Below are 14,038 nucleotides of genomic sequence, written 5' to 3' on the forward strand. Positions count from 1 at the left end.
GTTCTCCTCTCCTCGCTCGCCTACCGGGTTAGCTGACGGGTTCGGGCCAGGAGTCGCCCTACGACGTGCGTCGATTCACCCCAGGGGGATGGGTCCCCGGTTCGCCCGCGGATGGGTGCCGCGGGGGATTCGGCGGTCCGGTCGCAGCCCCGGGGGGTGGGGCTCCGGACGACCGGATCTCGGGAAGGTTACAAAGGATGCGCAAAGATGGCCAATCGGGGCCCGTGTGAGGCATGGGACCGGCGGCTCTGAGCGGGCGGTGCCGAGCGCCAAGTAGAATGGTGGCAGCCGCGCGTCTGCGGCGACTCCCGAACTCTCACGCAAGGCGAGCCCGCATGCCCATCTCCACGCGCGACGACCTCCGGAACGTCGCGATCGTCGCCCATGTCGACCACGGCAAGACGACGCTGGTCGACGCCATGCTCTGGCAGTCCGGTGCCTTCCGCGAGAACCAGGACGTCGACGACCGCGTCATGGACTCCAACGACCTGGAGCGCGAGAAGGGCATCACCATTCTCGCCAAGAACACGGCCGTCCGGCACAACGGCCTGACGATCAACATCATCGACACGCCCGGCCACGCCGACTTCGGCGGCGAGGTCGAGCGCGGCCTGTCCATGGTGGACGGCGTCGTCCTGCTGGTGGACGCCAGCGAGGGCCCGCTGCCGCAGACCCGGTTCGTGCTGCGCAAGGCGCTCGAGGCGAAGCTGCCGGTGATCCTGGTCGTGAACAAGACCGACCGGCCCGACGCCCGCATCGACGAGGTCGTCGACGAGACCTACGAGCTGTTCATGGACCTCGACGCCGCCGAGGACCAGATCGACTTCCCGATCGTGTACGCCTCGGGCCGCGCCGGCCGCGCGTCGCTGGACAAGCCCGCCGACGGCGGCATGCCCGACAGCGCGGACCTGGAGCCGCTGTTCAAGGTCATCACCGAGACGATCCCGGCGCCGGCGTTCGACCCGGACGCGCCGCTGCAGGCGCACGTGACGAACCTGGACGCCTCCAGCTACCTCGGCCGGATCGCGCTGTGCCGGGTGCACGCGGGCACGATCAAGAAGGGCCAGCAGGTCGCGTGGTGCCGGCACGACGGCAGCATCGAGAAGGTGAAGATCACCGAGCTGCTGATGACCGAGGCGCTGACCCGCAGGCCCGCCGACGAGGCGGGGCCGGGCGACATCATCGCGATCGCCGGCATCCCGGAGATCATGATCGGCGACACCATCGCCGACCCCGACGACCCGCGCCCGCTGCCGCTGATCACGGTGGACGAGCCGGCCATCTCCATGACGATCGGCACCAACACCGGCCCGATGGCGGGCCGCGAGAAGGGCACCAAGGTCACCGCCCGGATGGTGAAGGACCGGCTCGACCGGGAGCTGGTCGGCAACGTGTCGATCAAGGTGCTGCCGACCGAGCGCCCGGACGCCTGGGAGGTGCAGGGCCGCGGCGAGCTGGCGCTGGCGATCCTGGTCGAGAACATGCGCCGGGAGGGCTACGAGCTGACCGTCGGCAAGCCGCAGGTGGTCGCCAAGGAGATCGACGGGAAGAAGCACGAGCCGGTCGAGCGGCTCACCGTCGACATCCCCGAAGAGCACCTCGGCGCGGTCACGCAGCTCATGGCGGTCCGCAAGGGCCGCATGGAGCACATGACCAACCACGGCACCGGCTGGATCCGGATGGAGTTCCTGGTCCCGGCGCGCGGCCTGATCGGGTTCCGCACCGAGTTCATGACCGAGACCCGCGGCACCGGCATGGCGCACCACGTGTTCGAGGGCTACGAGCCCTGGTTCGGCGAGCTGCGCACCCGGCCGTCCGGCTCGCTGGTCGCCGACCGCTCCGGTGCCGCGACCGCCTACGCGATCACGAACCTCCAGGAGCGCGGCACGTTCTTCGTGGGGCCGACCACCGAGGTGTACGAGGGCATGATCGTCGGGGAGAACTCCCGCTCCGACGACATGGACGTCAACATCACCAAGGAGAAGAAGCTCACGAACATGCGCTCGTCCACCGGTGACGAGCTGGAGCGCCTCACCCCGCCGCGGATCCTGTCGCTGGAGGAGGCCCTCGAGTTCTGCCGCGAGGACGAGTGCGTCGAGGTGACCCCGGCGAACGTCCGCATCCGCAAGGTCGTGCTGGACGCCAAGGAGCGCGAGCGCCAGCGCGCGCGCACCAAGCGCGCCGGCTGACCTGGCGAGGAGCACGCAAGGAAACGGCCCCGCGGTTCTGAGAACCGCGGGGCCGCTTTTGTGCGCGGCTTCGCGCCTAGTTCAGCTGGACGGTGCCGGTGACGTCGGCGGCGAGGCGGAGCTGGTCGCCGTCGCGCAGCGGGGCCTCCACGCCGCGGGGGAGCCGCTCGCCGTTGACGAACGTCCCGTTGGTGGAGCCCTCGTCGCGGACCCAGGCCGTCCCGGACGGGTCGAGCCAGACCGTCGAGTGCCGCCGCGACACGTTGTCGTACTGGGTGAACGTGGCGGCCACCGGCGACTGGCCGGCGTCCCGGCCGAGCACCAGGTGCTGGCCGACGGACACCTTCAGCTCGCCGGTCGGGAACTGGACCCGCAGGACGGGCGTGCCCTTCTGGGGCAGCGGCCGCCCGCACGAGTTGCACTGCGCGGCGCCCGGGTTGGTCAGCACCGCCTCGCAGTACGGGCACATGAACGCGGTGCTGTCGGGCTGCTGCGGGTGCCCGTGCTGGGGGGCGCCGTGCTGCTGGTCGGGCGGCAGCAGGGTCGCCTCCCGCCCGTGCGGCGGCGGCATCGGCGGCTGCTGCGGCGGCGGGCCGTACTGGTGGTCCGGCGGCCCGGGCTGCGGCATGTACTGGTCCGGCGGCTGCTGGTACTGCGGCTCCGGCTGCCGGTACTGGTCGGGCGCCGGCGGCTGGTGCTGCGGCGGCGGCCCCCACTGGTCCTGCTGCGGCGGCGGCATGGACCACGGGTCGGCCGGCTGCTGCTGGCCCTGCTGGGGAGCACCGTGCTGAGGGGCACCGTGCTGGGGAGCACCATGCTGCGGAGCGCCGTGCTGCGGAGCGCCGTGCTGCGGCGGCGGGCCCCACTGGTCCTGCTGCGGCTGCGGCGGTGGCCCCCACTGGTCCTGCTGCTGCGGGGGCGGGCCCCACTGGTCCTGCTGCGGCTGGCCGTGCTGGGGGGCACCGTGCTGGGGAGCGCCGTGCTGCGGGGGCTGCTGGTAGTCGTGCTGGGGCGGCTGCTGGTACGGCTGGCCTTGCTGCGGCGGGTAGCCGCCGTGCTGCGGAGCACCGTGCTGGGGCGGACCGCCGTGCTGGGGGGCGCCGTGCTGCGGCGGACCCTGGTCGTACCCGCCCGGACCGGCCCGGTGGCCGCCCCCCGGGCGCGCCAGGTTGGCCCCGCAGCTCAGGCAGAGCAGATCGCCCTGCTGGTACGGCTCGTCACAGACAGGACAGTTCAAGGTCGCCATGACACATCCCCCGAGCGCACGCCGGCGCGTTCGAGCCTCGACGTGAGGTGCTCCATGTCACCCCTTCGCGGGATCCCGATGTAGTACACCCGCCTTCCCTCCGGCCCTTCGTCCACGGACACCTGCACTCGGGGCCCTGCGTGTTCCCTAGTCTTACCGATACCGGCCGATGCCCCGTACCGCTCCTCCCCGAGCGGGGTGAGCGGGACGGCGCGCTGGTTCGCCGACCCCCTCCAGAGTAGAGAGCCACCTTCCGGGTGTCGCCCCCTCGGGTTGAGCCGGTCGACGTACGGCCCCGCCATCACGGCATCGCACAGGCCCAGGATCTCGCGCGACCCCCGGACCCGCGAAAGCCGTGAGTAGACATATCCGCTGTACACCAATATGTCCAATGGCATCGTCTCACGCCGGGCGTTCCGCCACGCGCGGATCCCGCGCAGCAGGGCGGCCAGCGCCTCGGGCTGCTGGAACGGCTCGCCGCCGGAGATCGTGACCCCGTCCAGCGGGCCCGGAAGGGACTCCAGCCAGCCGAGGACGGCCTCGACCGGCACGGCCTTGGCCGGGTCCGCCTCCCAGGTGTCGCGCGACAGGCAGCCGTGGCAGTGCAGCGTGCAGCCCTGCGTCCAGATGCCCGCGCGCGTACCGGGGCCGAGTGTGGTCACCGGGTAGTGCGCCTTGGCGAGCAGCAGCGCGGGCGGCTCCTGCGGGGCCGCTGCGGTCGGCTCGGGGGCGGGTTCGGCGGTCACTGGATGTCCAGGTGGACGATGCCGCCCTCGCGCCGGATCCCGGCCACGGTGATCTGCTCGTCGGCGCCGAGCTCGCGGTCGAACAGCGCGCGCGCCAGCGGGTTGACGAAGTGCGACTCCAGCGCCATGCCTATGCCGCGGCCGCCCTTGTCCAGCTCGTCGGTGCACCAGGAGCGGAGCGTCTGCAGCGCGTCGTCCTGGACCGTCAGCATCAGCCGGTGCTCGTCGGCGACCCGCTTGCAGATGTTGGCGAACTGCAGGTCGAAGATCTTGTGCGCGGCGTCGCCGGAGATGAAGTCGAACACCACGATGTTGTCGCCGAACCGGTTGAGCAGCTCCGGCCGGTTCAGCACCTCGGTGAAGTGCGCGGCGACCGCGTCCTTGATCCGCTGCTCGACCTCGAAGTAGGACATCCCGGGTGTGATGTTGCGCACCCGGTCGCCCGCGAGCGCCGGGACGGCCTCCAGCATGCCCGGCTCGCGGCCCGGCACGAACATGCCGAGGTTCGAGGTGAAGATCAGGATCGACTCGGAGAAGTGCACGGTGTTGCCGCGCCCGTCGGTGAGCCGGCCGTCCTCGAGGATCTGCAGGAACTTGTCCAGGATCCGCGGGTGCGCCTTCTCGATCTCGTCGAACAGGATCACCCGGAACGGGTCCTCCCGGACGGCGTTGGTCAGCTCGCCGCCCGCCTCGTGCCCGACGTAGCCGGGCGGCGCCCCGATCAGCCGGTCCCCGGAGCCCTCGGCGGAGAACTCGCTCATGTCGAAGCGCAGGTAGGCCGACTCGTCCCCGAACACCAGCTCGGTGATCGCCTTGGCCAGCTCGGTCTTGCCGGTGCCGGTCGGCCCGGCGAAGAACAGCACGCCGCGCGGCCGGCTGCCGGACCGGGTCGCCTGCGCCCCCGACAGCCCGAGCACCGCCCGCTTGAGGATGTCGAGCGTCTTGGTGACGGCCTGCGGCTGCCCGATCACCCGCTCCGGGACGCGCTTCTCGCCCTCCAGCACGCGGCGCCGCAGGTGCCCGCGGCTCCACGGGTTGTCCAGGACGCCGAGCTTGTAGGTGCGGACCGCGTCCGGCAGGTCCGTGAGGTCGACGTTGCGCTCCTTCGCCAGCCGCGTCACCTCGATCATCGACTGGAGGGTGAGGCCGTCGGCCTGCTCGGCGAACGAGTCGCACGCCGCCGCGGCCGCCTCGTCCGCGCCGACGTCGCTCACCCCGAACGCGCGGGCCAGCAGCCGCGCCGTCTCCTGCCGGTCGCCGAGGTGCGGCCGCGGGATCGTGATCTCGCGGATCGTGTCGTTGTCGGCGGTCAGCCAGGACGGCAGGTCGCCCGGCCGCTCCACCAGCCAGATCACCGGGTTGTACAGCGGCTTCGGCCGGGCCCCGGCGCCGCGGACGGGCCGGGCCGTCCGCGACAGCTTGGCGCAGAACCGGAAGAAGTCCCGCTCGGCCGGCTCCATCTCGGTCGGGGTGCGGGCGATCCGCGACGCCGAGTCGATCACGAACGCGGCGCGCACGTTCTCCTGCGGCCGCGCCACCGCCGCCAGGTGCCGGGTCAGTGCCTCCAGCGACGGCCGCTCACCGGAGATCTTGCCGAGCAGCCGCTCGGCGGCGCGCTCCGCCTCGTCGCCCGCCTCGTCGCCCGGCGGCGGGAGGATCTCCAGCCCGTCCACCGGGTCGTACACGACGATGAACGACGCGCCGCTCGCGTGCAGCGTCTCCCACAGCAGGGACCGCAGCGGCAGCAGCCGCGCGGGCCCGCCGCCCTCCGCCGGCGGCGCCAGGAAGCTGTCGTACAGGTTGCCCGACAGGACGTACTGGGAGTGCACCGACAGCGTCGCGTCGAGTTCGCGGATGAACGGCGGCCAGCCCTGCAGCCGGCCGCCGAGGGTCGGCGAATCAATGCTCATCTGGCTCGCTCCACTCCGCGTCCTCCGCGAGGCGCCGGCCTTCCGCGCCCGGCACCCATTCTCCGATCATCGGCCGTCACCGGGAGACGGCACGTCAAGTGGGACGCTCCCGGCGGCGTTCGCGTTGGCCCGAACGCCCCCCAGTCTGCCGTGGCGCGGCGCTGACCGGCAGCTCCCGCACGCCCGGGTCCAGCCGCCAGGACACCTCGGAGCGGATCCCGCCGCCGGCCAGCCGCGCCCGCGCGGCCTCGAACGCCGCGCACCACTCGCGCTCCCGCTCGACGTCGACGCGCCGGTCGTCCTCGCTCTCGGCGGGCCGCTCGCGCACCATCGCCGCCTCGACGCGCGCGGCGCCGTCCACCCGCATCCGCACGCTGTGGTCGGGCCAGGCGCCCTTCGTCAGCACCACCGTGCCGTCCCCGGCGGTCAGCGTCTCGAAACCCCGCTGGACCTCGTAGCCCATGTCCTCGAACGCGGCGGTGATCGAGTCGAGGACGTACCGGCGCTCCGCCTCGGCCTGCTCGGCGGCGTCCCGCTCGGCCGCGCGGCGCCGCGCCCGCTCCCGGGCGTCCTCGGTGCGCCGGTTGGCCTCCCGGATCCGCAGCCGGACCTCGTGCAGGACGCCCTCGGCCTCCTCGGCGGTGCCGACGGCGGCGAGCAGCCGGGCCGCCTCGGCGACCGCGCGGCGCTCGTCCTCGCCGGCGTCGGGCAGCAGCCGCGCCATGATCCTCTCGAGGGTCCGCTGCGCGTCGTCGCCGCGGCGCGGCGGGGGCGTACGGCCGGTGTCGGCGCGCAGGCCCTCGGCGGGCGCGGTGAAGACCTGCGCGGTGACCTGCGCGGCGAGATGCTCCGACAGGCGGCGCTCCGCCTCGTCCAGGAGCGGGTCCGTCGCCGCGCACCACGCGGTCAGCTCCTGCGCGGACTCCTCGGCGGGCTGCAGCGGCGGCGGCAGCGCCACGTCCGCGCCGAGCTTGCCGCGGGTCTCGGCGAGCGCCGCGATGCGCGCGTTGCGCTCCACCACCTCCCGCAGCGCCCGCTCGTACGTACGGACCTCGGCGAGCGCGGCCTCCCGCGCCTCGGCGCGCCCCGCGGCGAGCGCCGCCAGCGCCTGCGCGCCGCGTCCCGCCGCGTCGCCGCCGCGCCCGAGCACCCGGTTCATGCCCAGGGTCAGCACGACCGCCGCGTCCAGCACGATGTCGGCCTCGACGCCGCTGCTCATGTGGGGGTCCCTCCGGGGTGGCTCGTGCGGGCCTGCTGCCAGCGGTGCATCCGGACACCGGCCGCCACGCCGTGCGCCACGGCACCGGCGACCATCACCAGCACCCACAGCACGCTCGCGATGGACGTCAGCGCCGCCGCCAGCAGAAGCAGGAGCAGCAGCGGCACCGTGCCGGCGAGCAGCAGGAACCCGCAGCCCCGCCGGTCGTTGCGCCGCGCGGCGCCCGACATCGTCCGCGAGGCCTTCGACAGTCCCCGGCCGCCCGCACCGAGCACCTTTGATATCAGCGACCACGGCCCATAGGGGAGGTAATCGCCTCCCTGCGCGCGCGCCAGCATCACCTCGGCGCCGCACTGCACGCCCCATGCGATGACCGCGAGGACGGCAAGCGCCGCGAACGGCACCCCGCCGCCCGACGACGCGTGCAGCCCCACCGACGTCGTCCCGTCGTCGTGCTTCCCGGCGCCGAACAGGCTCCCGACGACCCAACTGCCCGCCAGCCAGATCGCGAGGATCGGCAGCGACCACACGACCGCCCGCGTCACCGCCGCGCCGCGCCCGGCGAGCCGCTGCCGCTCCCGGTCCGTCCACTGCGCCTGCAACGCCTGCGAGCGTTGTGCCGCGGCGTACCGGTCGCGCGCCTTGGCCTCCGCCTCCACGACGGCCTCCGGCAGCGCGCGCGCGACCGCGAGCAGCCGCAGCGGATCGTCGCCCGCCCCGTCCGCCATCCACGTGAACCACGGCACCGGCTCCGGGACGGACTCCCGGGCCCGCGCCGCGCCCTCGGCCAGCGACCGGTGCGTCTCCGCCGGACGGGCCGCCAGCGCGAGCAGCGCCAGCAGGACGGCCGGCGGGTTCCCGGCCTCCGCGTCCGGCAGCCGCGCCGCCAGCCCGGGCGGCGTCGCGTCCTGGCCGCGCAGCCAGCGGGCGAGGTCGTTCCACGCCGCGACGTGGGCGCGCCACTGGCCGTCGATCCCGGCCAGGTCGCCGGCGCCCGCGGAACCGGCGAGCACCCGCAGCAGGCCGTGCTCCCACAGGTCCCGGCCCATCTGGCAGGCGAGGCGGTGGTCGGGATGGCGGGGATCGTCCGCGAGGGCGGCGAGCGCCGGGAGGTCCCCGGCGGACGTCCTGCGGCCGAGGTAGTGCGGCGGGAGGTCCGGATCCAGCCACAGCACGAGGTGCAGCAGCTTCACGTCCGGCGGCAGCGCCGAGGTGAGCGGGCCGTCGACCAGCGCGATGCGGCTGTCGTCCGGAACGTCCGCGAGCCAGTCCCGCAGGCTTCGCCACGCCTCACCGGACTCGCCGCGCCCGAAGAAGTACTGCGCGGCATGCTCCCAGTTCTCCACCAGCGCGCGCGCCAGCTCGTCACGACGCGCATAGCGCGCGCCGCGGAACGGCAGTCCGGCGCCCGGCTGCGCGGTCTCCTCCGCGACCTGGGGAGACCCGCCGTCCAGCCACTCGGCGACCTCCTCGCCGGCCCACCTGCGCCGCGGATCCCGCGTCAGCAGGCCCTGGCAGAGCAGCCGCAACCGGGCGTCCGGCACGTCGTCCGCGCTCACCGGACGCGTCGCCAGATGGTCGACCACCACGGTCTCGCTCAGCCCCCGGAACGGCGCCCGGCCCGTCGCGCACTCCCGCACGATCATCCCGAGCGACCACCAGTCCCGCGCCGGCGACACCTGCCCCGACAGCGACTCCGGCGCCGCGTACGCCAGCGTCCGCGACGACGACGCGAACACCACGCTCTCGTCGAGCACCTTGCTCAGCCCGAAGTCCGCGATCGCCAGCCGCAGCGGCTCCGCCTCGAGGACCAGCACGTTCTCCGGCTTCAGGTCCCGGTGGACGATGCCCGCACGGTGCAGCGCCACCAGCCCGTCCGCCAGCTGCGCCGCGATCTCCCGTACGGTTCCGTCCGGCAGGGGGCCGTCGATGAGGTTGCGCAGATTGCCGTCCGGCGCGTACGCGGTGACCTCGTAGTCGCGGCCGTCCGCGTGCCCCGTCTCCAGGATCCGCAGCACGTGCGGCGAGTCCAGCGCCGGCAGCTTCTCCCACACGTCCCGGTCGGCGTGGTACCCGCGGCGGAACACCTTCGCCACGAACCGCTCGCCCCGTGCGTCCCGCATCAGCAGCAGGTCCGACTCGGCGCCCTGCACCGGCAGTTCGGCGACCGCCTCGTACCGCTCCGCCAGCGCCACCGGAAGGCGCATCAGCGGATCGCCGGGCGCCTCCCCGTCCCGCCGCGTCGCCCCGGGCCCGGACGCCCCGGACGCCGCGGGCGGGCGCGGTGCGGGCACCCGCTCGTCCCGCCGCGTCGCCCCGGCGTCCCGCCGCGTGTCCCGCGGCCCGCTCCCGGCGGATCCGGCCTCGCCGGACCCGGTCGCGTCGAACTCGCCCACCGCAGCCCCGTCTAGTCCTTGTCCTTGATGATCCGGAGGTACTCGACCTCCTTGAAGCGGACGACCATCGCCTCCATGAAGATGCGCACGAGCAGCAGTTCGAAGAGCCAGACGAAGGGGGAGGCGCAGATCATGATGACGCCCCACGCCCAGAAGTCGTCCCAGCTCGCGATCCAGAGGCCGAGCCCCAGGAAGATCAGGCACTGAACGCTGATCAGCAGCAGCGACAGGATGTAGAAGAGCTTGATCAGCTTCGGCGTGACCAGATTGTTGAAGTTCGTGTCGAACAGCGCGCCGAGCAGGCCCTTCGACCGCGGGTCGCGGGCGGGCGGCTGCCGGTTCTGGGGCTGTTCGTAGGGGCCGGTGCCGAAGGGGCCGGACGGGCGGGGGCCGGGGACGGGGCCGTACTGCTGCGGCGGCGGGCCGTACGGTCCCGCGGGCGGGCCGGGGGGACCGGCCGGGGGGCCCGGCGGGCGCGGTGATTGGCCGGGGTCCGATGGGTGCGTCATCGCCGTCGTCTCCAGTCTGGGGCCGCCTATAGGAAGACTCTAGAGCCTGATCCGGGGCTGGGGCCCGAACGGGACGCGCGGCTCACCGGGTGTGCCGTGGTTCTCCCGGAGGCGGCCGCCGGGCACGCTGCGGAATTCCGGTGGCACGGGTGGTGACGGTAATGTCGCGAAAGCGGGTCGCGTCGAGCAGGCCATTGTATTCGAGTCCATTCTCCGGGGCATGGGCCCGGGGACCCTTTTTCGGTGGCGTGCCCTTGGGGCCAGGGGCTTAAGTCTCTCCTCTCACCTGCGGATTCTCCGTGCATTCGATCATTGGACAGGAGAAGTTCACCTTGCCGGTGCACCGTTCTCGGGATCGCTTCGACCGGGTTTCGGGTACCTTCTTCCACGTCCCTCGGATTTGCTGTATCAATTCTTGATCGTGGCGGATTTCGATGGTTATCGTGGCCCGCGACTCGGGGAATCCGGTGCGGCGCCGAGCCGGGCCGCCAGGACGGTCCGGTGGAGGGTGTGGTGAGGCACGTGACCTTTCGGGACCCCGCGTGACGCTGGTGATGCTCCTCGACGAGGTGCCCGGCCTGGGCGTCTTCCGCGGCGTGGCGGCCGAGCGGTTCCCGGCGGGGTTCCCGCCGCTGTCGGACGAGGGCCTGGAGTTCACCGCGCGGATCGGGAGCACGCTGGCCGAGCGTCCGGCGGTGCTCGCCCTCTACCCGTCGTGGCGGCCGGACGCGGCGGGCCGGCTGCTGCGGTTCGCGCGCGCGTCGCTGGGGACGCGCCGCCTGGCGATCGTCCCGCTCGACCTTCCGCCGCTCGCACTGTCGCTGGTGGCCGACCAGCTGGCCTTCCTCGCCCCGTACGTCGAGCCCGGGACGCTCGCGACCGTCGCGCCGCGGCTCGCCGGGCTGCTGGTCGCGGGGGCGCGGGTGAACAGCGTCACCCGGCTGGAGCACGTCCAGGCGGGCTTCGGCGACCACCTCGCCTCGTACCTGCCCGGCAGCGAGTTCCTGGTCACGGCGGCGCCGCGGCGGGCGGTCCGCCGGGCCGGGCCGGACGCCGCGCCGGCGGCCGGGGACGCGCCGCGGCCCCCGGTGGTCGTGCTGGCCGCCGAGCACGGCGGCGACGGCGGCTGGGTCCGCGACCGGCTGGGGCCGGCGCTCGGCGCGGTGTCGGTGTCGATGGTCGCCGACCAGCCGCTCGGCGCGCAGTACTGGCGCGCCAAGAGATACGTCGAGTACGTCGCGTTCAGCGGGGACAGCGGTGTGCTGCAGGCGGTGGTGCGGGAGGCGGTGTGCGAGCCGTGCCCGTGGTGCGGCACGGCGGTCGGCTCGCCGGTCTGCCCGTTCTGCGCGATGGTCCAGCCCGTGCGGACGCCGCCGCCCGCCGCGGCGCGGCCCCCGGACGGGCACGCCGCCGCTCCCGGACCGTCCCCCGCACGACCGCTCCCGGCGGAGCGGTCGCAGCAGGCGCGGCTCGTCAGCGCACCGCCGTGAACCGGTCCCGGCGCCCCTGAGAACCCGTCCCCGTCGTATGCGAACGGAGTCACATGAACCCCCGACAGCGCCGCGGCGTGCTGCTCATGATCCTCGCGGCGGTGGGCGCCGTGACGGTGTTCGTGTCGGTGCTCGGCTATGTCGGCTCGGTGCGGGCCGAGGTCGGCGAGAAACGGCAGGTGCTGCGGCTGAAGGTCGCCGTCCCCGCGTACGGCCGGCTGGACCCGGGCATGGTCGAGCGCGTCGAGATGCCGGCCAAGTGGTCACCCGGCACGATGCTGACCGATCCGGCGTCCGTCGCGGGCAAGGTCGCGCCGACCGCGCTGGTCGCGGGCGCGTACCTGCAGCAGGGCATGCTGATCGACGCGCCGCTGCTGCAGCCCGGCCAGCGCGAGATCGCCATCATGATCGACGCGGAGACGGGCGTGGCGGGCAAGGTCAAGCCCGGCATGGTCGTCGACATCTATGCGACGTTCCAGCAGCAGTCGCAGCGCGACCAGAAGTCCTGCGCGTCGCGGATCATCCGGCGCGCGCAGGTGATCCAGGTCGGCCGGACGACCCGGCAGCGGTCGGGGTCCAGCGCCCAGGACGTGAACACCGTCGTGCCGATCACGTTCGCGCTGGCGGCGGACGACAGCGTGAAGCTGACCTACGCCGAGGCGTTCGCGAGCCACGTCCGGCTCGCGCTGATCGGCGGCGACCAGACCGACGCGGCGAGCGACCCGGTGCGCAAGCTCGGCGCGATCTGCGACATGCCGGCGGCCCGGTGAACGGCCCCGTGACCGGACGGCCCGTCCGGGTGCTGCTGGCGACCGCCGACCGCGACCTGGCGGCGCTGCTGAACGCGCAGTTCCGCGAGCTGGGCGCGGTCGAGGTCGCCGGGGTGGAGACCAGCACCGGGGACGTGGTGGACGCGGCGGCGGGCGCTCCCGGCCTGGACGTGGTGCTGCTGCACCAGGCGCTCGGTCCGCTGCCGGCGCTCGACCTGATCCGCGAGCTCGGCGTCCGGCACCCGCACCTGCCGGTGGTGCTGATCGCGGAGGAGGCGACGGCGGAGACGTTCGGCGCGGCGATGGCGGCGGGCGCGCGCGGGGTGATCTCGACCGAGCCGACGCTGTCTGAGCTGCAGGGCCGGGTGGAGGCGGCGGCGGAGTGGGCCCGGACGATGCGCCGGCACTTCGACTCCTCCGAGGACGGTCCGCTGCCCGGCCGCGTCGGGACGGTGCTGGCGGTGTGCGGCGCCAAGGGCGGGACGGGCGCGACGACGATCGCGGTGCACCTGGCCGTGGCGGCGGCGACGGCGGGCCGCGGCGTGTGCCTGGTCGACCTGGACCTGCAGAAGGGCGACGCCGCCGGCTACCTGGACGTCGTGCACCGGCGCAGCATCGCCGACCTCGTCGGGGCGGCCGACGACCTGGACGGCCCGACGCTGGCCGAGGCGCTGTTCGTGCACCGCCTCGGCCCGCACCTGCTGCCGGCCCCGGCGGAGGGGGAGCGGGCCGAGGACGTCCCGGCCCGCGCGACCCGGCAGATCCTCGCCGCGCTGCGGGCCCGGTACCAGGTGGTGATCGTCGACTGCGGCGCGCAGCTGTCGGAGGCGAGCGCGATGGCGGTGGAGCTGGCCGACCGGGTGGTGATCGCGGCGACCCCGGACCTGCCGGCGCTGCGCGGCGCGAAGCGGCTGGTGAAGATGTGGGGGCGGCTGCGCATCCGCAAGGAGGAGGACACCGCCGTCCTGCTGAACCGGCACGACCGCCGCAACGAGATCCAGCCGGACCTGGCCGCGAAGATCGTCGGCGTGGGGCTGCTCGGGACGACGGTCCCGGCGGTGTACCGGGCGCTGGAGGACGCGTCGAACACCGGCTCGCCCGAGGCGGTGAAGAGCTCGGACTTCCGCAAGGCGATCAGCGGGCTGGTCCGCGAGACCGGCCTGCTGGACGAGCCGGGGGCGCGGGAGGACCCGCGCGACCGGGGCGCGGCGTCGGTGGACTTCGCGGCGACCGTCCCGCTGGTCGGGCTGGTGCTGCTGCTCTGCTGGCAGGCGCTGCTGACCGGGCTGACCTCGATGTACGCGAGCCACGCGGCGGATGAGGCGGCGCGGGCGGTGGCCGTGGCCGGCTATGACACGCCGGAGGCGAGGCAGGAGGTGCGGCGCCGCGCCGTGGCGAGGGTCCCGGGCCCGTGGGGCGGCGAGGACGTGCTGCACCTCGGCGTCGAGGACGGGTACGCGAAGGTGACGGTGGACGTCCCGGCGGTGCTGCCGGGCTGGTCGTCGACGTTCGGGCTGACCACCCGCGCGAAGATCGTCGACGAGGACGCGGGGGACGGGTGAC

The 14,038-nt window shown here is 73.9% G+C and carries 10 protein-coding genes and 1 riboswitch; of the genes, 4 read left to right on the forward strand and 6 right to left on the reverse strand.

Annotated elements, in window-relative coordinates:
* Position 1 precedes the first annotated feature (1 nt).
* Positions 2-145: riboswitch (cyclic di-AMP (ydaO/yuaA leader) on the reverse strand.
* Between the two features lie 190 nt (positions 146-335).
* The gene (gene typA, locus F8568_RS09350; RefSeq protein WP_151593118.1) at positions 336-2,189 is read left to right on the forward strand and encodes a translational GTPase TypA; all 1,854 of its coding nucleotides are present in this window, start codon (positions 336-338) and stop codon (positions 2,187-2,189) included.
* A 76-nt stretch (positions 2,190-2,265) separates the two neighbouring features.
* On the opposite strand, the gene F8568_RS09355 is transcribed toward typA, so the two are convergent.
* The 6 genes from F8568_RS09355 to F8568_RS46650 all read right to left on the reverse strand — a co-directional run bounded on the left by F8568_RS09355 (position 2,266) and on the right by F8568_RS46650 (position 10,215).
* Entirely contained in the window at positions 2,266-3,435 is a 1,170-nt protein-coding gene (locus F8568_RS09355; RefSeq protein ID WP_151593119.1) for an FHA domain-containing protein, read from the reverse strand.
* Positions 3,423-4,181, reverse strand: a complete 759-nt coding sequence (locus F8568_RS09360) for a 4Fe-4S single cluster domain-containing protein (RefSeq protein ID WP_328600797.1) — start codon at positions 4,179-4,181, stop codon at positions 3,423-3,425. Before F8568_RS09360 ends, F8568_RS09355 begins: the two co-directional genes overlap by 13 nt.
* Positions 4,178-6,091 (reverse strand): AAA family ATPase, encoded by a 1,914-nt coding sequence (locus F8568_RS09365; protein ID WP_151593120.1) that lies wholly within the window; start codon positions 6,089-6,091, stop codon positions 4,178-4,180. The genes F8568_RS09360 and F8568_RS09365 overlap by 4 nt, the downstream gene beginning before the upstream one ends.
* 94 nt (positions 6,092-6,185) lie before the next feature.
* Positions 6,186-7,310 (reverse strand): response regulator receiver protein, encoded by a 1,125-nt coding sequence (locus F8568_RS09370; protein WP_151593121.1) that lies wholly within the window; start codon positions 7,308-7,310, stop codon positions 6,186-6,188.
* Positions 7,307-9,706, reverse strand: coding sequence for a protein kinase domain-containing protein (locus F8568_RS09375; RefSeq protein ID WP_151593122.1), 2,400 nt, complete (start codon positions 9,704-9,706; stop codon positions 7,307-7,309). The genes F8568_RS09370 and F8568_RS09375 overlap by 4 nt, the downstream gene beginning before the upstream one ends.
* A gap of 11 nt (positions 9,707-9,717) precedes the next feature.
* Positions 9,718-10,215: a DUF4282 domain-containing protein gene (locus tag F8568_RS46650; RefSeq protein ID WP_202124730.1), complete on the reverse strand. Its 498-nt coding sequence runs from the start codon at positions 10,213-10,215 to the stop codon at positions 9,718-9,720.
* 542 nt (positions 10,216-10,757) lie between these two features.
* Here F8568_RS46650 and F8568_RS09385 point away from each other — a divergent pair.
* The 3 genes from F8568_RS09385 to F8568_RS09395 are packed head-to-tail and all read left to right on the forward strand — an operon-like array spanning position 10,758 to position 14,037.
* Positions 10,758-11,705, forward strand: coding sequence for a hypothetical protein (locus F8568_RS09385; RefSeq protein WP_151593123.1), 948 nt, complete (start codon positions 10,758-10,760; stop codon positions 11,703-11,705).
* Between the two features lie 53 nt (positions 11,706-11,758).
* Positions 11,759-12,475 (forward strand): Flp pilus assembly protein CpaB, encoded by a 717-nt coding sequence (gene cpaB, locus F8568_RS09390; RefSeq protein ID WP_151593124.1) that lies wholly within the window; start codon positions 11,759-11,761, stop codon positions 12,473-12,475.
* Between the two features lie 8 nt (positions 12,476-12,483).
* Positions 12,484-14,037: an AAA family ATPase gene (locus F8568_RS09395; protein WP_328600798.1), complete on the forward strand. Its 1,554-nt coding sequence runs from the start codon at positions 12,484-12,486 to the stop codon at positions 14,035-14,037.
* Position 14,038: the final 1 nt, after the last annotated feature.

This window comes from Actinomadura physcomitrii (genome assembly GCF_008923205.2).
Lineage (GTDB): Bacteria > Actinomycetota > Actinomycetes > Streptosporangiales > Streptosporangiaceae > Spirillospora > Spirillospora physcomitrii.